Consider the following 24,582-nt stretch of genomic DNA (forward strand, 5'->3'; position numbering starts at 1 on the left):
TAATTAAACTCCACTTAAACACTTCTACGATACAATATCTAGTTTAAATTTAATCAAGGAATGATATGCTTACTTGGATGCAACATCACAAAAAATATCTTGTTGTTACTATATGGGTTAGTACTATAGCTTTTGTTGGCGCTGGCTTTTTAGGTTGGGGTGTTTATGATTTTAATCTCAATAGAAGTTCGAGTGTTGCAACTGTAGGAAATGAAAAGATAGGTTTTAGTGAATTTGATACTAGATATAGACAAATTTTAAGTTATTATAATCAAATTAGCAATGGTGCTTTAACTCCAGAAAATGCTGAGCAACTAGGCATTAAAAATATAGCTTTAAGCTCTCTTGTTGAAGATAAGCTTTTGTTAAATTTTGCCAAAGATTTGGGTATTGACGCAAACGAGAATGAAATTTTACAAAAACTTGCAAATACTAGAGAATTTCAAGATCCTACAGGGGATTTTAACAAAACAATTTATTATGAACTTTTAAATGCCAATAATTTAGCTCCAAAAGATTATGAAACACAACTTGCAAATGAAGTAATTACCGATAAACTTAATCAAATTTTTAATATTCCTAGCAAAGATGAGGAATTAAAAATGTTAGCTTCTAGTTATTTCATGCAAGATGCTTTAAGTATTGTAAAAATTGATTATGACAAAAAAAATATTAAGATTAACGAAGAGGATTTAAAAAAGCTTTGGAATGAACATAAAGAAGATTATAAAACTAAAAAAATATATGAAATTTCAACTTATTTTTTGCCAGTTAGCAATGAGAAAATTGACGACAAAGAATTAGAAAAATTTTATAATCAAGATGAAAATAAACTAAAATATAAAGATTTTGCAGGTAAAGTGATGGATTTTCAGTCTGCTAAAAATGAAGTTGCTAAAGATTACGCCTTAATGCAACTAAAGAATGTGGCTAATGCTAAATTTTTAGATTTAAAAAATGGGAAAGATAATTTTCAAAAAGATCAAAATATTAGTGAATCTGATGTTTATTATCCAATTGATCTTTTGAATAAAGCTAAAAATGGAGATGTTTTACGGCCAGCACCTTATAATAACGGATATATCATAGTTAAACTAAATAAAGTAGATCCTATAAGAAATAAAACTTTTGAAGAAGCTAGAGAAGAAGTTTTACCTATGTATTTAAGCGAACAAGCTAGAAAAAATTTAGAAGAAAAAGCTAAAAATAGTTTAGTAAATTTTAAAGGCGATGATATAGGCTTTGTAAGTCGAGATAGTTCTCGCGAGAGTGTAAAGGTTAGCGATAAAATATTAAACGATTCTGAATTTGCTTATTTTTTAATGAATGTATTTAATACTGATCAAAATAGTTCTTATGTGGTCATTAATGACAATAAAGCAATATTATATAAAATAAATAAACAAAAATTAGATATGAACTCCGATAAATTTGAACAATACAAAGCTATGCTTGAACAAAATTTGCAAAATTTAAAAGCAAATGAGCTTAAGCAAGAACTTGTTGATGAACTTAAAAAGATATATCCGATAAAAATTTATTATAAAGGGAATTGATTTTGAATATATTAGGAATTGACTTAGGCTCAACCCAGACTTGTGCCATTATTGCTCAAAAAGATGAAGATGGATTAAAAATTATTGGTTTTTCCAAGTCGAAAACCAACGGGGTTAAAAAAGGTGCCATTACCAATATAGAGCTTGCTTCTAAATCTATTGAAGAGGCTGTTAGAAGTGCTGAGATGATGAGTGGAGTTCATTATGATAAGGTTGTGGTGTCTATATCAGGTGCTTATACTAAAAGCGTTGATAGCATAGGTGTTGTTAATATTCCAAATCATGAAATAGGCATTAAAGAAATTCATCGTGCTGTAAGTACAGCTAAGCATACTGCCAATCTACCAAGTGGTTATGAAATTATCCATGTTTTGCCTTATAATTTTAAGGTTAATGATCTTGAACATGTTGATGATCCTTTGGGAATGAGTGGCAATCGTTTGGAAGTTTCAACCCATATAGTGATTTCACAAGAATCTCATATTAAAAATCTTAAGAAAGCAGTTGAATTAGCTGATTTAAGAGTGGATAATATAGTTCTTTCAGGATATGCTTCAGCTATAGCTTGTTTAGATGATAGTGAAAAGGAATTAGGTGCTGTTTTGATTGATATGGGTGGAGCGATTTGTGATATGGTTGTTCATACTGGAAATTCAATTAGATATAATGACTGTTTGCAAATTGGCTCGATTAATATTACCCAAGATTTATCAATGGCATTGCATACACCTTTAAAAGAAGCAGAAAAAATCAAGCTTAATTATGCAGCTCTTTCGCAACAGCCTAATACCCTTATACAAATTCCTTCAATGGGTGATGAAAGAAAGGTTAATGAAGTTTCTTTGGATATTATTTCAAACGTAATTTATGCAAGAGCAGAAGAAACTTTGATGATTTTGGCAAAAATCTTAAGTGATAATCGTTATGCCAATGCTATAGGCGGTGGAGTTGTTTTAACAGGTGGAATGACTAAGTTAGCAGGTATTGATGAGCTAGCTCCTGCAACATTTGATAATCGCTCAGTTAGACTGGCTACTGCAAGAAAAGATTTGATTACTGGTTTTAGTGAAATTTTTAATGATCCTGAAAATACTTGTGCTATAGGACTTTGTTTATATGGAGCGGGGTATTTTACGCCTTATGAACTTGATTCTAATGAAAAATTAAGATATAAAGGGGAAATTGAAAATTTTAATCGTCAAATTAAACAAGATATTGTTTTGCAAAAAGATGCAGAAAGTGAAATAAAATTTGATTTTTTTGATGAAAATTTGCAAGAAAATGATACAATTGCAATACAAGAACAATTAGATTTTAAAGAGCCAAAAGAAAAAAAACCTAGCGTTTTTTCAAATATCTGGCATAAAATTATGAATCAATTTTAACAAGGAGAAATTTTTATGAGTGAATTTTTAGTAGAAGAAATGCAACATAATAAAGGTGCAAAAATTAAGGTTATAGGCTGCGGTGGCGGTGGCGGTAATATGATCAACCATATGGTTAAAATGGGATTAAATGATCTTGATTTAATTGCAGCAAATACTGATGCACAAGCTATTTCAATTTCATTAGCAAAAACTAAAATTCAACTTGGCGAGAAAAAAACTAAAGGTTTAGGCGCTGGTATGCTTCCTGAAGTAGGTGCAGAAAGTGCTAGAGAAAGTTTTGAAGAAATAAAAGCAAGTCTTAGTCAAAGTGATATTGTATTTATTGCTTCAGGTTTTGGTGGAGGTACTGGAACGGGTGCCACTCCAGTTATTGCACAAGCAGCTAAAGAGATTGGAGCTTTAACTGTTTCTGTTGTAACTATGCCTTTTGCATTCGAAGGAAAACAAAGAAAAAAACTTGCTGAAAGCGGTCTCCTTGAGCTTAAAAAAGAAAGTGATTCTATTCTTGTAATTCAAAATGAAAAATTATTGAGCATTATTGATAAAAAAGCAGGCATTAAAGATGCTTTTAGATTGGTTGATGATATTTTAGCTCGTGCTGTAAAAGGTATGGTGTCTATCTTGCTTGATAATGGAGATATTAATGTTGACTTTGCGGATGTAAGAACCATCATGAGTCATCGCGGACTCGCGCTTATGGGTGTTGGTAGTGCTAGTGGTGAAAATGCTATAGAAGAGGCTCTTTCAAACGCTATAGAATCTCCTTTGCTTGATGGAATGGATATTAAAGGTGCTAAGGGAGTTATTTTGCATTTTAAAACAAGTTCTAATTGCTCTTTGTTTGAAATTTCGGCAGCAGCAAATAGTATACAAGAAATTGTTGATGAAAATGCTAAGATTATTTTTGGTTCTACCACAGATGATAGCATGGAAGATAGAGTTGAAGTAACTATTATTGCGACAGGGTTTGAAGATAAAGATACAGTAGCTAAAAAATCTACCGAAGAAGCTCAAGCTTCTAAGAAAAATCCTTATTTAAGTCTTAAAAAGGTAAGCGGTGGTTACGATGAAGAGATAATGGCGCAAATTGAAACACCAACTTTCTTGCGTCGTCAAATGGATTAAAATTGATTTTTAAAGCAAGATTGGGTCAAATCTTGCTTTTTATAGTTTAAAATTCTCTCCTAATAATCTTTCAAATATTTATTTTTCTTTGTTTTTAAAAGTTGGAACACTCTTTGCTTTTATAGCTATAAAATCTTAATTTTATAGGTGAAAATATGCAAAATGGATATTATCAAGCAACTGGCGGAATGGTAACTCAGTTTAATAAACTTGATGTGATTACTAATAATCTTGCCAATATTAATACAAGTGGATACAAAAGAGATGATGTGGTTATTGCAGATTTTAAAAGGATTTTTAAAGAAACTCAGGATGAGTTGCCTATAGAAAATCACACAAGAGATGCATCTCGTTTTGTAAATACTACAATAGATGGAATCCCACAAGTTTCTCAAGAATATACGGATTTTAGCCTAGGTTCTTTAAAGGCCACAAACAATCCTTTGGATTTGGCAATGACTAGAGAAGATGCTTTTTATTTGGTTCAAACCAAAGATGGAGAAGTAAGATTAGCCAAAGATGGAAATTTTCAACTTGATGATGAGGGTTATTTGGTAAATAAGCAAGGATACAAGGTATTAAGTAGTGATTATTTTAATAATCCTCAGAATGCTGGCATACGCATTCCTAATGGTGCTGTTCAAATTAGCGTTGATAAAAACGGAAGCATTGAAGTTGATGGAGCTCAAAATGCAAGATTATTTGTAGCACAAGTAGATGATATAAGAGCTTTGCAAAAAGATGGGGATAATGTCTATAAAATAGATGATCTAACCCGTATTAGAGATTTGAAAAACTCCAATGCTATTCGCCAAGGTTTTTCTCAGGGATCAAATGTTAATCCAGTTACTGAAATGGTAGGACTGATTGAAGCAAACAGAATGGTAGAAATGTATCAAAAAGTTATGACAGCTCATATGGATGACTTAAATCAAGAAGCTATCAATAAGCTTGCAGCTGTTAAATAATTTAAAATAAAATAAAAAAAAGGATTAAAAATGATGAGATCACTTCATACTGCTGCTACGGGAATGGTAGCGCAGCAAACACAAATTGATGTTACTTCAAATAACATCGCCAATGTTAATACAGCAGGTTTTAAGAAAAGTCGCGCAGAATTTGCTGATCTTATGTATCAAGTTATGAAGTATGCAGGAACTTCAACTTCAGCTACTACTCTTTCTCCTTCGGGTATAGAAGTGGGTGTGGGTGTGCGTCCAACAGCGGTAACTAAAGTTTTTACTGAAGGAAATTTAAAATCAACAAGTACTGATGGTCTTGATATGGCTATTGCAGGTAATGGGTTTTTTCAAATACAACTTCCTGATGGCACTATAGGATATACTAGAAATGGGCAATTTACAAAAGATAATGAAGGTAATATTGTAAATTCAGATGGTTATAGACTTTTACCTGAAATGACAATACCTGAAGGCGCAACAGCAATTAATGTTGCTACAGATGGAACCGTTTCTGTAATGCTACCAGGGGAGCAACAAGAAACTCAAATTGGCCAAGTGGAGCTAGTTCAGTTTATAAATCCAGCGGGTCTTCATTCTATGGGTGATAATCTTTATCTTGAAACAGGAGCAAGTGGTGCACCTGTTGCGGGTATAGCAGGACAAGATGGGCTTGGAACAATAAGACATGGATTTATAGAACTTAGTAATGTTCAGCTTGTTGAAGAAATGACAGATCTTATCACAGGACAAAGAGCTTATGAAGCGGGTTCTAAGGCCATTACAACAAGTGATGATATGCTAGGAATTGTAAATCAGCTTAAGCGATAGTTGATATAAAATAAATAATTTTTAATTCTTTTTTGTTTAATGGCGTGTTAAACGCCATTAAATTTTTTAGCAAGAGTAGCAAGTTTTAAATTCATAAGCAGTTGGACGAGCTTCTACTGGCCAAACTTGTGTTTCAAATTTTAAATGCTGATAGTCATCGATAAAAATATCGCTCATTACAGGTTTTAAATAAGAATTATGTCGGATTAAAGCTTCCAAACTTCCTCTTAGAGTATGTGGTAATTGCTCTATCCCTTTTTCACGTATTTCATCCAAAGTAAGATCAAATAAATTTTCATCCATAGGACCCACAGGAATGGTTTTATTTTTGATTCCATCAAGACCTGCCATTAAAAGACTAACAAAAGCTAAATAAGGATTAGCAGTGCTATCAGGGAAGCGAATTTCTATACGAGCTGAATTTTTACCTATGCCATAAGGAACGCGACAACTTGCTGATCTGTTTTGACAAGAATAAGTTAAAATACAAGGAGCTTCAAAGCCAGGAACTATTCTTTTATAAGAGTTGGAACTTGGATTTGTAAAAGCTGCGACACTTCTAGCATTTTTTAAAATTCCACCTATATAATTTATAGCAGTTTGACTAAGTCCACTGTATCCATCTTTATCGTAAAATAAATTTACCCCATCTTTCCATAAGCTCATATGAACATGCATACCATTGCCATTATCTCCGTATAAAGGTTTTGGCATAAAAGTGGCAGTTTTACCATTTAAATGAGCTACCATTTTTACAACATATTTATAAATTTGAACATTGTCAGCTGCTTCTACAAGCGTGCCAAAATTTACTCCTATTTCAGCTTGTCCTTGTGCAACTTCATGATGATGAACAAAAGTTTTAAGACCTACTTTTTCAAGGGTTTGAACCATTTCAGAACGAATATCTACTAAAGAATCAATTGGCTGAACTGGAAAATATCCACCTTTGTTTCTTGGCCTGTGTCCAGTATTGTAGCTATCGGTAAATTCTCTATCATCATTCCACTCTCCTTCTTCGGTATCAACTTCATACTTAGAACAATGAGTAGTATCAACTATTTTTACACTATCAAAAACAAAGAATTCATTTTCTGGTCCAAAGTAAGCAGTATCAGCTATGCCACTATTTTTAAGGTATTCCATTGCTTTTTTTGCTATGCTTCTTGGACATTTTTCATACATTTGTCCTTTGTAAATATCATATACATCACAAAACACTATGATAGTAGGATCAGCCGTAAAAGGATCTAAAAAAGCACTTTGTACATCAGGTTTTAAAATCATATCTGATTTTTCTATAGGTTGCCATCCATGGATTGAGCTTCCATCAAATGGAATACCAGTTTGAAATGTTTCTTCATTGATTGCATGAAGATTATAGGTAATATGATGCCAAGTTCCTATCATATCTGTAAAACGAAAATCAACAAAAAGCACTTCATTTTGTTTGCAAAATTTGAAAAAATCATCTATATTATTAACAAATTTTCCCATATTTTTACTCCTTTTATGTAATTAAATTTATAAAATTATATCATAAAATTTTTAATTAAGATTTAATTAATATATTTTTTTTAATAAATTTAAAAATTTAATTTAAAAAGATTAAAAAATAAAAATTTATATTTTTGTTTTAGATAAAATTGATTATAATTTTGAGCAATTATTGAAAATCTAGATTTAAAAAAGGGAAAAAAATGACTCAAGAAGAGCTTGATGCTTTGATGAATGGTGATGTTGATCTTGATTCAGAGACAGAAGCAGAGGTAAAAACCGAAGAATCGAATACCGAAGAAGATGCTTTGATGTTAGAAGATGTCAAAATAGCTGATTACAAACCTAATCCTAGCGTGGTATGGCCACCACCCCCACCAAATCAGGAGCATAAAGTTGTACATCAGTTAGATGATGTTACAAAAGATAGCGAGCTTAAAGCAACGGAAATGATGGATAAGCTTGAAAGTATTAATAATTTTTTTGCGGATTCTGAAAGTTTACTCAAAGAGATAAATAAAGCAATAGAAAAAAATATTGATATTTTTTCTAAACTTAATGAAAAATTTCCTAATGTGGAAAGTTTCAGTGAAGCTTTAGAATTAAACAATCAAGCTAAAAAAAGTTCTAAGGAGATTGTCGGAAATCTTCAAAGCGGACAAGATGAAGTGATGATGGCAATGGATGCAATGCAGTATCAAGATATACATCGTCAAAAAATCGAACGTGTTATTAATGTAATGCGTGCTTTAAGCCGTTATATGAGTTCCTTATTTGAAGGTAAAATTGATGATAAAAAACGTGTAAGTTCTGCAGTGCATATTGAAGGTGATAGTACTGCTGATGTTGTAAGTAATGATGATATAGAAGCTTTAATTGCAAGTTTAGGGCAAAAATGATCATTCCTGAAATAGTAACTCCTGCAGGAAATTTCACAAAATTAAAAATTGCTTTAGCTTATGGCGCAGATGCGGTTTATGCGGGTGTGAATAATTTTTCTTTAAGATCACGCACTGCAAGAGAATTTAATTATGAAAGTTTTGAAGAAGCTATCAAATATACTCATGAGCGTGGTAAGAAAATTTATGTTACTTTAAATGGTTTTCATTTGAGTTCTCAAATTGAAGGTTTAAAAAGACATATTTTAAAATTGCGTGAGATGAAACCTGATGCTTTTATTGTAGCTTCTGTTGGAGCTATGCGTCTTGTTAAAGAACTTGCACCTGAAATTTCTTTACATGTTTCTACTCAGGCAAATATTTTAAATTATTTAGATGCTCAAGTTTATAAGGATATGGGTGCTAAAAGGGTTGTAATTGCCAGAGAATTAGGGCTTAAAGACGCTAAAGCTTTAAAGGAAAATTGCGATATTGAACTTGAAGCTTTTGTGCATGGTTCGATGTGTTTTGCTTATTCAGGGCGTTGTTTAATAAGCTCTGTGCAAAGTGGAAGAATGAGCAATCGTGGATCTTGTGCAAATGATTGTAGATTTAATTATGAGCTTTATGCTAAAAATCCAGAAAATGGCACTTTATTTCGCTTAGAAGAAGATGAAAATGGTACTCATATTTTTAATTCTAAAGATTTAAATCTTTGTTCTTATATAGAAAAAATCATGCAAGAAAATTGTATCAGTGCTTTTAAAATAGAAGGGCGTACTAAAAGCGAATATTATGTTGCGCTTACAACAAGGACTTATAAAATGGCCATACAAGATGCTTTAGAGGGTAAATTTGAGTCAAGTAAGTATGAAAAAGAGATTGCTACACTTAAAAATCGTGGTTTTACAGATGGCTATCTTGTTTCGCGTCCTTTGGAAAAAACCGACACGCAAAATCATAATACAAGCATAGAAGAAGGTTCTCATCAAGTGCATGCTATAAGCGAAGATGGAAGCTTTTTTAAATGTAAAGGGAAAATCGTTTTAAACACGCCTTATGAAATTTTAGCCCCTTTAGGCGATGTGATTCAAACTTGCGATAATGAACTAGGTAAAATTTATCAAAAAGAGGATAAATATTTTATAGAGTTTAAAAAACTCATTGCTAAAAACAATAAGGAATTTAGCGAAATTCATAGTGGCAATGAACATGAAATCCAATTACCAAATAAAATCAGTGCATTAAGTTTTTTAAGAAAGGAAATATAGATGAATTTTGTTTCTATTTTAATGGGAAGCAAGAGTGATTATGAGGCTATGAAAGAGGCTGCTAAAACTTTAGAAAGTTTTGGGGTAAAGTATGAACTTATTATCTCATCAGCTCATCGTAGTCCAAAAAGAACAAAAGAGTATATTGCAAATGCTGAAGAAAAAGGTGTGAAGGTTTTTATAGCAGCAGCTGGAATGGCAGCGCATTTAGCTGGAGCTGTTGCAGCTTATACAACAAAACCTGTTTTAGGAGTGCCTATGCCAGGAAGTAATCTTGCAAGTATGGATTCTTTGTTTTCTACGGTGCAAATGCCTAGTGGAATTCCTGTAGGAACTTTAGCTATTGGTAAGGCTGGAGCAATCAATGCTGCTTATTTGGCTATGCAAATTTTAGCTATTTATGATGTTGATTTAGCACAAAAGCTTAAAGAAGATCGTCTTGAAAAAGAAAAAAAACTTGTATCTGATTCAAAAGAAGTAGAAGTTTTATTATAAGGGATAAAAATGCAAACCTATCTTGAACTTGAAGAATTTTGTAAACTTGTGCATTTAAATGAAGATGTGGTTAAGGGTATGATGGCCAATGGGGCTTTAAATTTTAAAGAAGAAGAGGGTAAAATTTACATCGAAGCTCATCAAGGTACTTTTAGTGTAGTGCCTAGTTCTGCAAAATCTCAAACTGCAATGGTAAATTCAATGACTTTAGCAGGAGAAAGTTTTGTTGAAAAAACAATAGGAACTATTTTAAATTTACATGAAAAAGTTTTAGATGCTAAAGATGAAACACTTGAAGCATTAAAAAATGAAAATAAATTTTTAAAAGATGCCCTTTATTCTATGCAAGAGCTTTATGATGAAGATAGAAAAACTATAGAAACCTTAAACAATGAGTTAAAACATGCGCGTGAAGAGATAGAATTTCTCAAGCGTAAATATAAATTAATGTGGAGTAAAACTGCAGAAATTTTTGGAGCTAAGACAGAGCCTGATTTGGAAATGAATAAAAATTTAGAAAAACCTATTGAAAATATGGAACAATAAAGAGAGATACAATGACTTTTTCACAAATGATACTTAATTTACAAAATTATTGGCAAGAGCAAGGTTGTGCGATTATGCAACCTTATGATATGCCAGCAGGTGCAGGAACCTTTCATCCAGCAACTTTTTTAAGAAGTTTAGGAAAAAAACCTTGGGCAGCTGCTTATGTGGCTCCAAGTAGAAGGCCTACTGATGGACGTTATGGTGAAAATCCTAATCGCTTAGGTGCTTATTATCAATTTCAAGTTTTGATTAAACCTAGTCCTGATAATATCCAAGAATTATATCTTAAAAGTCTTGAAAATTTGGGTTTTGATTTAAAAAGTCATGATATTCGTTTTGTTGAAGATAATTGGGAGAGTCCAAGTTTGGGTGCTTGGGGTTTAGGCTGGGAAGTATGGCTTGATGGTATGGAAGTTACTCAATTTACTTATTTTCAGCAAGTTGGCGGTATAGCAGTAGATTTAGTAAGTGTTGAAATTACCTATGGTCTTGAAAGAATAGCCATGTATCTTCAAAATGTTGATAATGTTTATGATATAGTTTGGAGTGAATTTAATGGAGAAAAAATTAAATACGCAGATGTGCATAAGCAAAGTGAATATGAATTTAGTAAATACAATTTTGAAGTAAGTGATGTTAAAATCTTAAATGAGCAGTTTGAAAATTCTTACAAAGAATGTAAAAATATTTTAGAACAAGGACTAGCTTTACCTGCTTATGATTATTGTATGCTTGCTGCACATACTTTTAATCTTTTAGATGCAAGAGGAGCAATTTCTGTAGCACAAAGACAAGATTATATGTTAAAAATTCGTGAACTTTCAAAAAATTGTGCTGAAATTTATAAGAAAAATTTAAATGAAGCTGAGTGAAATTTATAATTTTTTAGATCAATTAAGTCCCTTTGATATCCAAGAATCATGGGATAATAGTGGAATTTTGCTTGGAGATAGGGATAGTGAAATTTCAACTGTTTATTTAAGCTTAGATATTGATGAAAATATCATTAAAGAAGCGAGTGAAAATTCTTTAATTATCACACACCATCCTTTGATATTTAAAGGTTTAAAAGATTTATATGACAAGACTTATCCTAGGGCTTTTATCAAAGAAATGATTTATAAAAATATTTCTTTAATCAGTATGCATACAAATTACGATTTAAGTCATTTAAATACTTATTTTACGGAAGAAATTTTAGGTTTTAAAATTTCTTTTAAAGATGAATTTTTAATTTATGTGGAAAATTCTATGTCTTTTGAAGCTTTGTGTGACTGGGTGAAAAAAAAGTTAAATTTGCAAATTTTACGTGTAAGTGATTGTGGCAAAAAAGACATTAAGCGCATTGCTATATGTACTGGAAGTGGCGGGGATTTAATTTCTAAAGTAGATGCGGATTGTTTTTTAAGTGGAGATTTTAAATATCATCAAGCTTTAGAGGCGCTTAGTAATCAAATCAGTCTTATTGATTTGGGTCATTTTGAAAGTGAGAGATATTTTTCTCAATGTTTAGCAAAAGACTTGAAAAATTTGCCGCTACAAGTTATAATAACAGTTTCAAAAAATCCATTTCAATATTTTTAAGGAAAATAAATGAATAAATATCTCGAACAATTAGTGCTTTTATCAAAAATAGATCAAGAAATTGATAGTTATGAACCAAAAATAGACAGTATTAATAAGACTTTAAAAGATGCTGAGTTAAAAATAGAAAAAATCAACGCAGATTTAGAAAAAATCGATGAAGAAATCAAAGATATAGAAAATCAAAAAATACAAAATAATGCTCATATTTCCGAGTTTTCAGCAAAAATTAAAGATCTTTCTAAAAAAAGTGGTGCGGTAAAAACAGAAAAAGAAGCTAATGCTTTAAAAATTGAAGAAGATATTGCAAAAGAACAATTAGACGCTGCAAATGATGAGATTGTAAGACTAGATAAAATTTTAGAGAATAAAGAAACTTATAAAAAAGAACTTGAAGAAGAAAAAATCAAACAAGAGCAAAATATTAACGAGATTAGAGTAAGCATTAAATCTGAAATGGAAGTTCTTGAAAAAGATAGAATGAGTGTTTATGATAAAAAAACTAAACTTGTGAGTGAGATGAATCAAAAAGTTTTAAGTTTTTATGAGAAAATTCGCAAATGGGCGAAGAATACTGCTGTAGTTCCTGTTAAAAAACAAGCATGCTATGGATGTTTTATGAAAATTTACGATAAGACTTATCTGTCCGTTGTAAAAGGTGAAGAGATTGTAACTTGTCCTCATTGCGGAAGAATTCTTTATAAAGAGCAAGAAGAACAAAATTGATCTTTTTTTATTATTTTTTAACTTGGACGGCATTTTTATTTTGTGCCGTCTTTATTCTTTTGCTTTCTTTTTTAAAATCCAAATACAAAATTAGTTTAAAATCTCGATTTTTTCTTTATAAAAATTTACATCAAGAAAAAGCTGATGTACATTTTCATGCTTGTTCTTACGGGGAGGTAAGAAGTATTAAAGCTTTGGTTTTGAAATTTGATTCAAGAATAACTACTATTACTCAAACAGGTTTTGAATGTGCAAAAGAATTTTGTAAAAAGGTAAATTATCTTGCTTTTGAAAATTTTTTGCCTTTTTGGTTTAATCCTTGTAAGGTTTTGGTAATTTTTGAAGCAGAATATTGGCTTATGCTTGTTTTTATGGCACGTATTTATAAGGCTAAGATTATTTTGCTTAATGCGAGAATATCTGATAAATCTTATCATTCTTATCAAAGATTTTCTTTTTTTTATAAAAAAATTTTTTCTTATATTGATGAAGTTTTTGCTCAAAGTGAATTAGATAAAGTAAGACTTGAAAGTTTGGGAGCTAAAAATGTTAAAATTTTTAAAAATATTAAGGCAAATTTAGAAATTAAAAATAATAAAATTTATACCAAACCTAAGGAAAAACTTATCATTTTTGCCAGTACTCATAAGGATGAAGAAGAGCTTTTGCTTGATCATTTTAAACTAGAAGAAAATGAAAAACTCATTATCGCCCCACGACACCCTGAACGTTTTAAAGAAGTTGAAAATTTGCTTTTAAACAAAGGTTTAGAATTTGAAAAATTTAGTTCTTTAAAAGATGAAAATAAGAAATTTTCTAAAAAAATTTTGCTTTTAGATGCTTTAGGGGAGCTTGTAAATTTTTATGCAATTTCTGATGTTGTTGTGCTTGGAGGTTCTTTCATAGAAGGCATAGGAGGACATAATCCTATAGAAGCGGCATATTTTAACAATGTATTAATCAGTGGGAAATTTATTCACAATCAAAAGGTTTTGTTTGAAGAAGTGGAAAATGTATATTTTTGTGAAAAATTAAAAGATTTAAATGATAAAATTCATTATTTAAATTTAAAAGCTAAAATTTCCAAAAAAGAAAATTTAGATCTTATCATACAAACTATACAAAAGGGAATTGATGCAAGAAAAAGCTTATAAACTCTTAGCTTTGCAAGAAAAAATTTCAAATCGTGAAGCTAAAGATTTGATTGATAAGGGTTGTGTTTTTTCACATGGAAAAAAAGTTGTGGTTGCTAGAGCTTTGATGAGCGATAAGGCAAGATTTAATGTGATAAAAGCTAAAAATCCTCAAATTATTTTTGAAGATGATAAGATTATTGCTATTAATAAACCTTATGCTTATGTGAGTGAAGATTTAGAGAAAAAATTTAATGCCAAGCTTTTAAATCGTTTAGACAAAGAAACAAGTGGTGTGATTTTGCTTTGTAAAGATGAAGATTTTAGAAAGCTTTGTATAGAAGAATTTAAAAAACACAGGGTTTATAAAAGTTATATTGCGGTTTTAGATGGGGTTTTGGCTGAAGAGGTTGAAGTGAATGAACCTATTTTTACTATAAAAGTAAAAGGTGGGGCATTAAGTAAAGTTTCAAAAGATGGTTTAAGTGCCTTAAGTATCATTACTCCTATCATGATGCAGTCAAAAAAAACCTTAGCAAAAATAGTCATTCAAACAGGTAGAACTCATCAAATCAGAGTGCATGCTAAATTTATAAAACATGGCGTTGTAGGTGATGAAAAATATGCTAAAATTTCAAGCGATAGAATGTATTTACATAGTTATGAAATTAAAATTTTTGATTATTATTTTAAGGCTGAGCTAGATAATAGTTTTGCAAAAGTTGGCTTTGAGATAAAAAATTTAGATTTTTAAAGCCATTTAAGAAAAAATTTTGTATAATGCAAGGTTTAATTTAAAAATTTTATAGAAAGGTGATAAAGTGTTTGAGTTAGTCAGCGAATCTTTTAAATCAGCGATTAATAAATTACGTTTTGTTGATGATGAAAAAGCACTTAAGAACGCTTTAGAAACCTTAAAAAAAGCTCTTTTAAAAGCAGATGTTCATCATAAGGTAACTAAAGAGCTTTTGACTTTAATAGAAGAAGATGTAAAACAAAATGGCATAGGTCAAAAACAATTTTTAAATGCCATTAAAATAAATTTAGAAAATATTTTAAGTGTCAATGGTAAGAATCAAGGTTTTGTTTTTACTTCTAAACCCCCAACAGTAGTTCTAATGGCAGGTTTGCAAGGAGGCGGTAAGACTACAAGCACTATCAAACTCGCAAATTATTTAAAATTACGCAATAAAAAAGTTTTAGTTGCAGCTTGTGATTTGCAGCGTTTAGCAGCAGTGGAGCAACTAAGACAACTTTGTGAAGCTAATGAAATTGAACTTTTCTTCATAGAAAATGAAAAAGATCCTATTAGGGTTGCTAAAGAGGCTTTAAAAAAGGCTGAAAGTTCTATGGTGGATGTTTTGCTTGTGGATACTGCTGGACGTTTGGCTATAGATGAAGCTTTGATGGATGAGTTAAGAGCAGTTAAGGATGTCTTAAATCCTGATGAGATTTTTTATGTTGCTGATGCAATGAGTGGTCAAGATGGGGTTAAGACCGCTGCTAGTTTTAATGAAGTTTTAGGTATCAGTGGGGTAATTTTATCAAAATTTGATGCAGATACTAAAGGTGGAGTAGCCTTAGGTATAGCAAAACAAATCGGTATTCCTTTAAGATTTATTGGTGTGGGTGAAAAAGTAGCAGATTTAGAAGTTTTTATACCAGATCGTATAGTAAGTCGTATTATGGGTGAGGGTGATTTGGCAACTTTAGCTGAAAAAACTGCTGCGATTATTGATGAAAAAGAGGCTAAAAAACTCAATCAAAAAATTAAAAAAGGTGAATTTAATTTTAATGATTTTCTTAATCAAATGGAAAGTATTAAAAAATTAGGAAGTATGAAGTCTTTAATCGGTATGATACCAGGACTTAGCGGAATGGCAAATGTGGTAAAAGATATAGATTTGGATAATTCTAAAGAAATCATACGCATTAAAGCAATGATTTCTTCAATGACTCCAAAAGAAAGAGAAAATCCTGATTTATTAAATAATGCTAGAAAGCGTCGTATAGCAGAGGGAGCAGGTCTTTCTCAGGTAGAAGTCAATCGTTTTTTAAAACAATTTAGCAATGCAGCAAAACTTGCAAAAAGATTTTCAGGTAAAAAAGGAATGGAAAGTTTAACACAGATGATGAGTCAAGCTAGAAGGCAATTTTAAATTTTATTTATAAATACTTTTTATAGTATCTATAAATAAAATTTTTAATTTTTAAGGAGTATAAATGACAGTTATTAGACTTACAAGAATGGGTAGAACCAAAAGACCATTTTATCGTATTGTAGTTACAGACAGTAGAAAACGTCGTGATGGTGGTTGGATAGAAAGTATTGGGTATTATAATCCTATGGTAGAACCTGAGGTAATTAAAGTTGATGCAGAGCGTTTAGCTTATTGGAAAAGTGTTGGTGCAAAACTTAGCGATAAAGTTGCTTCTATCACTAGCAAATAATCATGGTAGAGAATTTTCTTAGAGAATACGCAAAATTAATTGCAGATTATCCTGAACAGATTGATACTCAAAAAATTGAATTAAGTGAAAATTTTTTTGAGATTGTTCTTTTTGCACATAAGGTTGATACAGGTAAGCTTATAGGTAAAAATGGAAAAATGATCAATGCTATAAAAACCGTAATCTCTGCTTATAAGAGCAAGGATGCAAGTTCTTATAGAGTAACGGTAAAAGCACTTGAGTGAAAAAGATTTTGTTCAAGTTGCAAAACTTGGTAAAACTGTGGGTCTTAAGGGTTATGTAAAATTGCATAACCTGAGCGACTTTTCTTCTCAATTTAAAAAAGATGCTACTTTTTTTATAAAAAACACCAAAGAAATGTTAAAGATTAAGCATTATAATGCAAACAATTCTACTGTTTTATTTGAAAATTATGAAGATATAGAAAAGGCCAAAGAATTAACTAATCTTATTCTTTTTCAGAGTATCGAGAAAAGCAGACAAACTTGTAAATTAAAAAAAGATGAGTTTTTTTATTTTGATATTTTAGAGTGTGAAGTTTTTGAAGAAGATAAAAGATTAGGTAAAGTGGTTGATATCTTGGAAACTGGAGCTTCTTATTTATTTGAAATTCAAAGTGATGAAAAATGGGTTGAAAAAAAATATCCTAAAATATTTTTTATTCCATATTTGGATAAATTTGTTAAAAATATAGATATAGAAAAACGACAGATTTTTTGCACGCAAGATGCTTTTTTAATTTTAGAAAATTCATGAAATTTAGTTTCGTTTCTTTGTTCCCTAATCTTATGGAATTTTACTTTCAAGATTCTATACTTGCAAGAGCAAAAGAAAAAAAACTTTTCAAACTTAATTTTTATAATCCAAGAGATTTTTCTAAAAATTCTTATCATAAAGTCGATGATTATAAAATAGGTGGTGGAGCTGGACTTTTGATGCAAGCTGAACCTATGTATGAGGTGCTAAGAAGTATTCAAGAAAAAAAAGAAAATCCCTATTTTATTTTTTTAAATCCAAGTGGTAAAACCTTTAATCAAAAAGACGCCAAACGCTTAAGTAAAAAAGAACATATAGTTTTTGTATGTGGGCGCTATGAAGGTATAGATGAAAGAGTGCTTGAAATTTTTGCGAATGAAGTTTTTAGTATAGGGGATTTTATTTTAACTGGAGGAGAATTACCTGCGCTTGTAATGTGTGATGCAATTTTAAGAAATGTTAACGGGGTTTTAGGAAATATGGAAAGTTTGGAAGAAGAAAGCTTTGAAAATAATTTACTCGAAGCGCCTGCTTTTTCAAAACCTTTTATTTTTGAGAAAAAAAATAAAAAATTTTATACTCCTTCAGAGTTTTTAAAGGGTAATCACGCTAGAATTGCAAGTTTAAAAACTACTTTGGCGTCTTGCAAAACGAAATTTTTTCGTCCAGATTTATTTTTAGAGCATGAACGCAAAAAATAAGGGATTTTTTATGAAAAATAAATATATAGAACAATTTGAAGCAAAACAAATTGAAGGTAAAAATGTTCCAGATTTTCGTGCTGGTGATACTTTAAAGCTTGCAATTCGCATCAAAGAAGGAGATAAAACAAGAATCCAAAATTTTGAGGGTATTTGTATTGCTAGAAGAGGTAATGGCGTAAGTGAAACTTTTATCGTGCGTAAAATTGGCGCTAATAATGTTGGCGTTGAGAGAATTTTTCCTATTTATAGTGAAAGTTTAGAAAGTATTACTGTTTTGCGTCGTGGTCGTGTACGCCGTGCAAGATTATTCTACTTAAGAGATAGACGCGGTAAAGCAGCGCGTATTAAAGAGCTTAAAAAATAATTTATAATTATTTTTATTATAAGTCTAACAATTAAATAATTATAATTAATTTATAATTATTATTTATTTGATTTTAATTATTAATAATACTCTTGTATAATATTCCTTGTAAATATTATACAAGGAGAGAAAATGTTTTCTATTAAAAAAACTTTATTAATACTAGCAAGCGTGCCAATGTTTTTGAGTGCTACTGAATATCAATTAAGTACTCATGTCTTGGATATTACTTCTGGACAACCTGCTCCTAAAGTAAAAGTTGAGCTTTATAAGTTGGAAGCAAATCAACAGTGGAAAAAAGTAAGTGAAGAATTTACCGAAGAAAATGGTAGAATAGGAGATTTATTACCATATGAAAAAGCTGAAAATAGGGCTTTTGGAATTTATAAGCTTAAATTTTTTACAAAAGACTATTACACATCACACAAAATAAATACTTTTTATCCTTTTGTAGAGGTAAGTTTTGAGCTTTCTAAAGATCAGAAACATTATCATGTTCCAATAACCCTTTCTCCTTTTGGTTATTCAACTTATAGAGGAAGCTGATAAATAAAACGAAAGAAAAAACCATGTGGGCTAAGAATTCTTGGAAAAACTATCCTATAAAACAGCAACCTATCTATCCAGATCAAGAGGAAATGAATAGAGTTTTAGCAAGACTTGAGAAACTTCCTCCTTTGGTTTTTGCTGGAGAAGTGAGAAATCTTCAAAAGTCTTTAGCAAGAGTTTGTAAAAAAGAAGCTTTTTTACTTCAAGGTGGAGATTGCGCTGAAAGTTTTGAAAATTTTGGCGCTGTAAATATCCGTGATATGTTTAAAATTTTACTTCAAATGGCTATAGTACTTACATTTGCTGGTGGATGTCCTGTTATAAAAATTGGTCGTATTGCAGGGCAGTTTGCCAAGCCAAGAAGTAGTGATTTTGAAGAGTTAGATGGTATAAGTCTTCCTAGTTATCGTGGTGATATTATTAATGGTTTTGAATTTAGTGAACAAGCACGCATTCCTGATCCACATAGAATGCTTGAAGCTTATTATCAAAGCGCAATAACGCTAAATTTGTTGCGTGGATTTGCTAAGGGTGGTTTAGCAGATTTACATGAAGTACATCGTTGGAATTTGGGCTTTTTAAAAAAGAGTGAACTCCATAAGCAATATACTGATATTAGTGAAAAAATTTCACAAGCTTTAGCTTTTATGGAAGCTTGTGGAATTAATACAAGTAATACTCCAAGTCTAAGAGAAGTTAGTGTTTATACTTCACATGAAGCTTTACTTTTGCCTTATGAAGAAGCTTTAACTAGAGTGGATAGTTTAAGTGGAGAAATTTACGATTGTTCAGCTCACATGCTTTGGATAGGTGAAAGAACAAGGGCGCTTGATGAAGCTCATGTGCATTTTTTAAGTGGAGTAAAAAATCCTTTAGGGGTTAAAATAGGACCTAGTGCAAGTGCTGATGATATCATAGCTTTAGCAAATGTTTTAAATCCAAATAATGAAGAAGGAAGATTAAATATTATTATCCGCATGGGTGCAGATAAAATTATCAATAATTTGCCAAAAATTTTCTCTAAACTTAAAAGTGAAGGTTTAAATTTAGTATATAGCATAGATCCTATGCATGGAAATACGGTAAAAGCAGGCAATTTTAAAACACGTGAGTTTGATAAAATTATGCAAGAAGTGAGATCTTTTTTTGAGATTGCAATAAGCGAAGGGGTTTATCCAGGTGGAGTGCATCTTGAAATGACTGGGAAAGATGTAACAGAATGCACAGGTGGTGCAAGCAATGTTACTGCTCAAAGCTTGGAAGATCGTTATGAGACTCAATGCGATCCAAGACTTAATGCGGATCAAGCATTAGAACTTGCTTTTTTAATCGCAGATTTGGTAAAAAAGGCTAGAAAATGAAACTTTATGGTATTAAAAATTGCAATTCTGTAAAGAAAGCTATGGATGCTTTAACACAAAAAGGTATTGTGTTTGATTTTATGGATATTAAAAAGATTAATCAAGATATTTTATACACATGGTTAAAACAAAAATCTTTTGAAGAACTTATCAATACTGCTGGATTAACTTCTAAAAAACTTGGCTTAAACAAAGAAAAAGTTAAAAATTTAAATGAAAAAGAACTTGAAAAAATTGTATTGGAAAATCCAAGTTGTATTAAGCGTCCTATTATCGAGTATGAGCAAAACATATATATTGGTAAGGAATATGAGAAAATGTTATGATAGAGTGTTTGATTACACTCTATTTTTTATTAATTGATTAATTTCATTTTGATATGGAAATCTTTCACTTTCGCAATTAATAAGTTGTGCTTTAGAGAAGATAACTTTTCCGTCTACTTCAACGATAAAATCACCTCTGCCGCCAATTTCAAATTCTACTTCAACATCTTTGAAATCGCTTTGTAGTTCTTCTGCAACCCTTGCAGCTTGTGGGCGATAATTTCAAAGATTGCAATAAGCAATTTTTACTTTCATCATTTCATCCTTTGAGAAGTTCTTTTTATTAAGATTAAAATCTTAGATTTTATTATAGTTTATTTTGGCTGAATTTTTGCCTTTTTGTAAAATTTAAGTTGAAATTTAGGGTCAATTTCTTTCAAATTCAGCGAGAAAAATTTATAATTTTTATCAAAATTATAATAAGCCTTAAAAAACTAAAGGAAGAAAATGAGTCAATTTACACACTTGCATTTACATACAGAATATTCTTTGCTTGATGGAGCCAATAAGCTTAAAGAATTAGCTTTGACTTTAAAAGAGCAGGGTGCTACAAGTGTGGCTATGACAGATCATGGAAATATGTTTGGGGCAATTGATTTCTATCAAACAATGAAAGCACAAGGTTTAAAACCTATCATTGGTATGGAAGCGTATTTACATAATCACGATGAATTAGATGATAAAAGTTCTCGTCAGCGTTTTCACCTTTGTTTGTATGCAAAAAATGAGATCGGATATCAAAATTTAATGTATTTAAGTTCTCAAAGTTATATTAAAGGTTTGTATTATTATCCGCGTATCAATAAAAAGCTTTTGGAAGATCATAGCGAAGGTCTTATTTGCTCTTCTGCTTGCTTGCAAGGTGAAGTAAATTGGCACTTAAATACTTATAGTGAAAGAAATGTGCGTTTTGGTGCAAAAGGCTATGAAGCAGCAAAAGAAGCGGCATTATGGTATAAAAAAGTTTTTAAAGATGATTTTTATTTTGAAATCATGCGTCATGGTATAGGCGATCAAAGAATGATAGATGATGATATTATCAGACTTTCTAAAGAATTAAATATAAAAATCATTGCTACAAATGATACGCATTATACTTTTAAAGAAAGAGCGGCTGCCCATGAGGTTTTTATGTGTATAGCCATGGGAAAAAAACTTAACGATCCTGATAGAATGCGTCATAGTGTGCATGAATTTTATGTTAAAAGCCCTGAGCAAATGAGTGAGCTTTTTGCAGATATTCCAGAAGCTATAGAAAATACACAAGAAATCGCGCAAAAATGTAATTTAGAGCTTAATCTTGGCAATCCCACTCCACCGAATTTTAAATTTACAGGAGAATATGCTAAAGATCATAATATTATCTTACCTGAAGAAACAAAAGAATTTAGCTTTGATAATGATGACATAGTTTTTGAAGAACTTTGTAAAAAGGGACTTGAAGAGAGATTAAAATTTATCGATGAAAGCAAGCATGAAGAATACAAACAAAGACTTGAAGTAGAAATTAACATCATTAAAAATATGAAATTTTCAGGTTATATGCTTATTGTTCATGATTTTATTAAAGTGGCTAAAGATAAAGGTATTCCAGTAGGCCCTGGAAGAGGATCAGCTGCAGGAAGTTTGGTTTCTTATTGTTTAAGGATTACGGATTTAGATCCTATTCCTTATAGTCTACTTTTTGAGCGTTTTTTAAATCCTGAGCGTGTGAGCATGCCTGATATTGATGTGGATTTTTGTCAAGACAGACGTGCTGAAGTGATTGATTATGTGATTGATAAATATGGAGCGGATAAGGTTGCACAGGTGATTACCTTTGGTAAACTTTTGGCTAAAGGGGTGATTCGTGATGTGGCTAGAGTTTGTGATATGAGTATTCAAGATGCTGATGAGCTTGCTAAACTTGTGCCTGAAGAGCTTAAAATCACTCTTGATGCTGCTTATGAAAAAGAACCTAAAATCAAAGAATTTATCGATCGTCATCCTAAAGGTCTTGAAGTTTGGGAGTATGCAAGAGCTTTAGAAGGATTAAATCGCAATGCGGGTATGCACGCAGCAGGTGTTGTAATTTCTAATGAAAGTTTATGGAAGAAAACTCCGCTTTTTAGACAAAGTAAAAATGATGAAAGACATTTGGTAACGCAGTATTCTAAAGATCATTTAGAAGATGTGGATTTGATAAAATTTGACTTTTTAGGTCTTAAAACCTTAACAGTAATCAATAATGCGATCAAGCTTATTAAAAAGCGTTACAATAAAGACATTATTTGGGAAACTATAGATGTAAATGATAGCAAAGTTTATAAAACCATACAAAGTGGAAATACTTTGGGAATTTTTCAAATCGAATCAGGCGGTATGCAAAGCTTAAATGCACGCTTAAAACCAGAGCGTTTTGAAGATATCATTGCGGTTCTTGCGCTTTATCGTCCAGGCCCTATGGAATCAGGAATGCTTGATGATTTTATCGACAGAAAGCATGGTTTAAAAAGTATAGAATATCCTTTTGACAGTTTAGAAAAGGTTTTAGAGCCTACTTATGGGGTTATTGTTTATCAAGAACAGGTTATGCAAATTGTTCAAATTATAGGTGGCTTTTCTTTAGGAGGTGCTGATGTAGTGCGTCGTGCTATGGGTAAAAAAGATCCTGAGAAGATGAAAAAGCTTAAAACTGATTTTGCAGATGGAGCAGAAAAACAAGGATATGATAGAGCAAAAGCTGAGGATTTATGGGAGCTTATCGTAAAATTTGCAGGATATGGTTTTAATAAATCTCACTCTGCGGCTTATGCATTGATTACTTTTCAAACAGCTTATTTAAAAACTTATTATCCTAGTGAATTTATGGCAGCGCTTTTAACAAGCGAAGAAAACAATGTGGATAAAATTGCTGTTTATATTGATGAGATGAAAAAAATGAATATTAAACTTTTACCTCCATCGATTAACAAAGCGATCCGTGAATTTAGTGCTTTAGAGCAAGATGGCAAGGATGCTATTATATACGGACTTGGGGCTATAAAAAGTGTGGGTATTCCTGCAGTTGAAAATTTACTTGAAGCAAGACAAGATGGAGAATTTAAGGATATTAATGATTTCTTAGGTAAGATAGATCCCACCAAAATAAACCGTAGAACATTAGAAAGTCTTATTAAGGCAGGGGCTTTTGATGAGTTTGGTTTTACTAGAAAAGCTTTGTTTGATAATATGGAAAATCTTAGCGAAGCATCGCGTAAAATGGCTGAAGTAAGAAAAAATGCTGCAAGTTCTCTTTTTGGTGAAGAGGAATTAACTTCAGGTGTTCAAGTAAATTTTACTCCCAAAAATGAAGAATTTGAAGTGATGGAAAAATTAGGATATGAAAAAGAAATTTTAGGAATTTATGTTTCAGGCCATCCTTTAGATCGATTTTATGAACAAATTAATGCCATAGATTATGTTAAAAGTTTAGATTTTGAAAGTTTAAAAAACAATGGAGAAATTTTAAGTATAGGTAAAATTGAAGATTTCAAATCCATGATGAGTAAAAATAATAAGCGTTATGGTAGAATTGAAATTTTGGATTATTATTCTTCGTTTGATGCTACTGTATTTGAAAGCAATGTAGAAGAAATAGAAAACATCATCAAAGATGAAAATTTAAAAAATAATGCCTATGGTTTTGTATTGGGATTTAAAGCTGAAGGAGGGGAGAAGCCTAGCTTTTTTTTAAAAGCAATTAAAGATTTGCAAAGTCTTGAAGATGGCGAGATTAAAGCTATAAAAAAATTTGGAGCAAAAAAAGATTTTAAAAATAAAGAAGAAAATCATTTTACCGCAGAACCTAAGGAATTTGAAAAAAATATCATAGAGCTAGATTTGACAAGATTGAATAGAGAATTAATCTATGAAATTCATGAAATTGCTAGAAATGCACATAATCCTAATGAAAAAAATAATAAAAAACTTGTTTTAAAAGTTATTAGTGCGGGATCTTGCTTGCTTTATCATACAGATTTTATTATCTCTGATAGTATAGTAGAGGAAATTTCTAATAAATATGCTTAAGTAAGATT

Annotated in this window: 26 protein-coding genes; 24 read left to right on the forward strand and 2 right to left on the reverse strand. The window is 30.9% G+C overall.

Going from position 1 to position 24,582, the window contains the following annotated elements; genetic code table 11:
• Positions 1-65 precede the first annotated feature (65 nt).
• The 5 genes from FBF21_RS03585 (at position 66) to flgG (ending at position 5,859) form a co-directional block, all read left to right on the forward strand.
• The gene (locus FBF21_RS03585; protein ID WP_002918158.1) at positions 66-1,556 is read left to right on the forward strand and encodes a peptidylprolyl isomerase; all 1,491 of its coding nucleotides are present in this window, start codon (positions 66-68) and stop codon (positions 1,554-1,556) included.
• Complete coding sequence (ftsA, locus tag FBF21_RS03590; RefSeq protein WP_074484732.1) at positions 1,553-2,941, forward strand: cell division protein FtsA; 1,389 nt, start codon at positions 1,553-1,555, stop codon at positions 2,939-2,941. Before FBF21_RS03585 ends, ftsA begins: the two co-directional genes overlap by 4 nt.
• Before the next feature lie 15 nt (positions 2,942-2,956).
• Positions 2,957-4,069 (forward strand): cell division protein FtsZ, encoded by a 1,113-nt coding sequence (gene ftsZ, locus FBF21_RS03595; RefSeq protein ID WP_002852071.1) that lies wholly within the window; start codon positions 2,957-2,959, stop codon positions 4,067-4,069.
• A 155-nt stretch (positions 4,070-4,224) separates the two neighbouring features.
• Entirely contained in the window at positions 4,225-5,037 is an 813-nt protein-coding gene (locus tag FBF21_RS03600; protein WP_002869823.1) for a flagellar hook-basal body protein, read from the forward strand.
• A gap of 30 nt (positions 5,038-5,067) precedes the next feature.
• Positions 5,068-5,859 (forward strand): flagellar basal-body rod protein FlgG, encoded by a 792-nt coding sequence (gene flgG / locus FBF21_RS03605; RefSeq protein WP_002852142.1) that lies wholly within the window; start codon positions 5,068-5,070, stop codon positions 5,857-5,859.
• A gap of 66 nt (positions 5,860-5,925) precedes the next feature.
• On the opposite strand, the gene glnA is transcribed toward flgG, so the two are convergent.
• Positions 5,926-7,356 (reverse strand): type I glutamate--ammonia ligase, encoded by a 1,431-nt coding sequence (gene glnA, locus FBF21_RS03610; RefSeq protein WP_002852312.1) that lies wholly within the window; start codon positions 7,354-7,356, stop codon positions 5,926-5,928.
• Between the two features lie 203 nt (positions 7,357-7,559).
• Between glnA and FBF21_RS03615 the strand changes: the two genes are divergently transcribed.
• The 18 genes from FBF21_RS03615 (at position 7,560) to FBF21_RS03700 (ending at position 20,524) form a co-directional block, all read left to right on the forward strand.
• Positions 7,560-8,255, forward strand: a complete 696-nt coding sequence (locus tag FBF21_RS03615) for a chemotaxis protein (protein ID WP_002852254.1) — start codon at positions 7,560-7,562, stop codon at positions 8,253-8,255.
• Entirely contained in the window at positions 8,252-9,505 is a 1,254-nt protein-coding gene (locus FBF21_RS03620) for a peptidase U32 family protein (RefSeq protein ID WP_002886337.1), read from the forward strand. The genes FBF21_RS03615 and FBF21_RS03620 overlap by 4 nt, the downstream gene beginning before the upstream one ends.
• A complete protein-coding gene (purE, locus tag FBF21_RS03625; RefSeq protein ID WP_002886339.1) occupies positions 9,506-10,000 on the forward strand; it encodes a 5-(carboxyamino)imidazole ribonucleotide mutase in 495 nt (164 codons plus the stop codon).
• Between the two features lie 9 nt (positions 10,001-10,009).
• Complete coding sequence (locus FBF21_RS03630; RefSeq protein ID WP_002852251.1) at positions 10,010-10,546, forward strand: DUF3972 domain-containing protein; 537 nt, start codon at positions 10,010-10,012, stop codon at positions 10,544-10,546.
• An 11-nt stretch (positions 10,547-10,557) separates the two neighbouring features.
• Complete coding sequence (glyQ, locus tag FBF21_RS03635; RefSeq protein WP_002860023.1) at positions 10,558-11,421, forward strand: glycine--tRNA ligase subunit alpha; 864 nt, start codon at positions 10,558-10,560, stop codon at positions 11,419-11,421.
• Positions 11,408-12,133: a Nif3-like dinuclear metal center hexameric protein gene (locus FBF21_RS03640; RefSeq protein WP_002860024.1), complete on the forward strand. Its 726-nt coding sequence runs from the start codon at positions 11,408-11,410 to the stop codon at positions 12,131-12,133. Before glyQ ends, FBF21_RS03640 begins: the two co-directional genes overlap by 14 nt.
• A 9-nt stretch (positions 12,134-12,142) precedes the next feature.
• Positions 12,143-12,859: a zinc ribbon domain-containing protein gene (locus FBF21_RS03645; RefSeq protein ID WP_002860025.1), complete on the forward strand. Its 717-nt coding sequence runs from the start codon at positions 12,143-12,145 to the stop codon at positions 12,857-12,859.
• Positions 12,856-14,013 carry a lipid IV(A) 3-deoxy-D-manno-octulosonic acid transferase gene (gene waaA, locus FBF21_RS03650; RefSeq protein ID WP_002876292.1) on the forward strand — a complete coding sequence of 386 codons (1,158 nt, stop codon included), beginning with the start codon at positions 12,856-12,858 and terminating at the stop codon, positions 14,011-14,013. The genes FBF21_RS03645 and waaA overlap by 4 nt, the downstream gene beginning before the upstream one ends.
• On the forward strand, positions 13,994-14,746 hold the full coding sequence (locus tag FBF21_RS03655; protein WP_002876293.1) for an RluA family pseudouridine synthase: 753 nt from the start codon (positions 13,994-13,996) through the stop codon (positions 14,744-14,746). The genes waaA and FBF21_RS03655 overlap by 20 nt, the downstream gene beginning before the upstream one ends.
• Before the next feature lie 67 nt (positions 14,747-14,813).
• Positions 14,814-16,151, forward strand: a complete 1,338-nt coding sequence (gene ffh, locus FBF21_RS03660; protein ID WP_002871929.1) for a signal recognition particle protein — start codon at positions 14,814-14,816, stop codon at positions 16,149-16,151.
• Between the two features lie 64 nt (positions 16,152-16,215).
• The gene (gene rpsP / locus FBF21_RS03665; RefSeq protein ID WP_002852274.1) at positions 16,216-16,443 is read left to right on the forward strand and encodes a 30S ribosomal protein S16; all 228 of its coding nucleotides are present in this window, start codon (positions 16,216-16,218) and stop codon (positions 16,441-16,443) included.
• A 2-nt stretch (positions 16,444-16,445) separates the two neighbouring features.
• On the forward strand, positions 16,446-16,688 hold the full coding sequence (locus FBF21_RS03670) for a KH domain-containing protein (protein ID WP_002852144.1): 243 nt from the start codon (positions 16,446-16,448) through the stop codon (positions 16,686-16,688).
• A complete protein-coding gene (rimM, locus tag FBF21_RS03675; RefSeq protein ID WP_002852323.1) occupies positions 16,681-17,220 on the forward strand; it encodes a ribosome maturation factor RimM in 540 nt (179 codons plus the stop codon). The genes FBF21_RS03670 and rimM overlap by 8 nt, the downstream gene beginning before the upstream one ends.
• The gene (trmD, locus tag FBF21_RS03680) at positions 17,217-17,921 is read left to right on the forward strand and encodes a tRNA (guanosine(37)-N1)-methyltransferase TrmD (RefSeq protein ID WP_002868040.1); all 705 of its coding nucleotides are present in this window, start codon (positions 17,217-17,219) and stop codon (positions 17,919-17,921) included. The genes rimM and trmD overlap by 4 nt, the downstream gene beginning before the upstream one ends.
• 10 nt (positions 17,922-17,931) lie before the next feature.
• Positions 17,932-18,288: a 50S ribosomal protein L19 gene (rplS, locus tag FBF21_RS03685; RefSeq protein WP_002852307.1), complete on the forward strand. Its 357-nt coding sequence runs from the start codon at positions 17,932-17,934 to the stop codon at positions 18,286-18,288.
• 132 nt (positions 18,289-18,420) lie between these two features.
• A complete protein-coding gene (gene uraH / locus FBF21_RS03690; protein WP_002852246.1) occupies positions 18,421-18,834 on the forward strand; it encodes a hydroxyisourate hydrolase in 414 nt (137 codons plus the stop codon).
• 23 nt (positions 18,835-18,857) lie between these two features.
• Positions 18,858-20,198: a 3-deoxy-7-phosphoheptulonate synthase class II gene (locus tag FBF21_RS03695; protein WP_002869831.1), complete on the forward strand. Its 1,341-nt coding sequence runs from the start codon at positions 18,858-18,860 to the stop codon at positions 20,196-20,198.
• A complete protein-coding gene (locus tag FBF21_RS03700) occupies positions 20,195-20,524 on the forward strand; it encodes an ArsC/Spx/MgsR family protein (RefSeq protein ID WP_002854966.1) in 330 nt (109 codons plus the stop codon). Before FBF21_RS03695 ends, FBF21_RS03700 begins: the two co-directional genes overlap by 4 nt.
• A gap of 12 nt (positions 20,525-20,536) precedes the next feature.
• Here FBF21_RS03700 and FBF21_RS09375 read toward each other — a convergent pair whose 3' ends face one another.
• Positions 20,537-20,779: a SelT/SelW/SelH family (seleno)protein gene (locus tag FBF21_RS09375; protein WP_257406925.1), complete on the reverse strand. Its 243-nt coding sequence runs from the start codon at positions 20,777-20,779 to the stop codon at positions 20,537-20,539.
• A gap of 192 nt (positions 20,780-20,971) precedes the next feature.
• Here FBF21_RS09375 and dnaE point away from each other — a divergent pair, with 192 nt between their 5' ends.
• On the forward strand, positions 20,972-24,574 hold the full coding sequence (dnaE, locus tag FBF21_RS03710) for a DNA polymerase III subunit alpha (protein ID WP_002869832.1): 3,603 nt from the start codon (positions 20,972-20,974) through the stop codon (positions 24,572-24,574).
• The last annotated feature ends 8 nt before the right edge of the window (positions 24,575-24,582 follow it).

The sequence above is a fragment of the Campylobacter sp. CFSAN093238 genome (genome assembly GCF_012898015.1).
In the GTDB taxonomy this organism is placed as follows: domain Bacteria; phylum Campylobacterota; class Campylobacteria; order Campylobacterales; family Campylobacteraceae; genus Campylobacter_D; species Campylobacter_D jejuni.

Coding starts and splice junctions, on each gene's coding strand:
- purE (WP_002886339.1), top strand. CDS start 9,506: ATGAATTTTGTTTCTATTTTAATGGGAAGCAAGAGTGATTATGAGGCT.
- FBF21_RS03615 (WP_002852254.1), top strand. CDS start 7,560: ATGACTCAAGAAGAGCTTGATGCTTTGATGAATGGTGATGTTGATCTT.
- FBF21_RS03600 (WP_002869823.1), top strand. CDS start 4,225: ATGCAAAATGGATATTATCAAGCAACTGGCGGAATGGTAACTCAGTTT.
- rpsP (WP_002852274.1), top strand. CDS start 16,216: ATGACAGTTATTAGACTTACAAGAATGGGTAGAACCAAAAGACCATTT.
- glnA (WP_002852312.1), bottom strand. CDS start 7,356: ATGGGAAAATTTGTTAATAATATAGATGATTTTTTCAAATTTTGCAAA.
- rplS (WP_002852307.1), top strand. CDS start 17,932: ATGAAAAATAAATATATAGAACAATTTGAAGCAAAACAAATTGAAGGT.
- FBF21_RS03700 (WP_002854966.1), top strand. CDS start 20,195: ATGAAACTTTATGGTATTAAAAATTGCAATTCTGTAAAGAAAGCTATG.
- glyQ (WP_002860023.1), top strand. CDS start 10,558: ATGACTTTTTCACAAATGATACTTAATTTACAAAATTATTGGCAAGAG.
- flgG (WP_002852142.1), top strand. CDS start 5,068: ATGATGAGATCACTTCATACTGCTGCTACGGGAATGGTAGCGCAGCAA.
- FBF21_RS03645 (WP_002860025.1), top strand. CDS start 12,143: ATGAATAAATATCTCGAACAATTAGTGCTTTTATCAAAAATAGATCAA.
- uraH (WP_002852246.1), top strand. CDS start 18,421: ATGTTTTCTATTAAAAAAACTTTATTAATACTAGCAAGCGTGCCAATG.
- FBF21_RS03670 (WP_002852144.1), top strand. CDS start 16,446: ATGGTAGAGAATTTTCTTAGAGAATACGCAAAATTAATTGCAGATTAT.
- FBF21_RS03695 (WP_002869831.1), top strand. CDS start 18,858: ATGTGGGCTAAGAATTCTTGGAAAAACTATCCTATAAAACAGCAACCT.
- FBF21_RS03655 (WP_002876293.1), top strand. CDS start 13,994: ATGCAAGAAAAAGCTTATAAACTCTTAGCTTTGCAAGAAAAAATTTCA.
- ftsZ (WP_002852071.1), top strand. CDS start 2,957: ATGAGTGAATTTTTAGTAGAAGAAATGCAACATAATAAAGGTGCAAAA.
- trmD (WP_002868040.1), top strand. CDS start 17,217: ATGAAATTTAGTTTCGTTTCTTTGTTCCCTAATCTTATGGAATTTTAC.
- FBF21_RS03585 (WP_002918158.1), top strand. CDS start 66: ATGCTTACTTGGATGCAACATCACAAAAAATATCTTGTTGTTACTATA.
- FBF21_RS03640 (WP_002860024.1), top strand. CDS start 11,408: ATGAAGCTGAGTGAAATTTATAATTTTTTAGATCAATTAAGTCCCTTT.
- dnaE (WP_002869832.1), top strand. CDS start 20,972: ATGAGTCAATTTACACACTTGCATTTACATACAGAATATTCTTTGCTT.
- FBF21_RS03630 (WP_002852251.1), top strand. CDS start 10,010: ATGCAAACCTATCTTGAACTTGAAGAATTTTGTAAACTTGTGCATTTA.
- FBF21_RS03620 (WP_002886337.1), top strand. CDS start 8,252: ATGATCATTCCTGAAATAGTAACTCCTGCAGGAAATTTCACAAAATTA.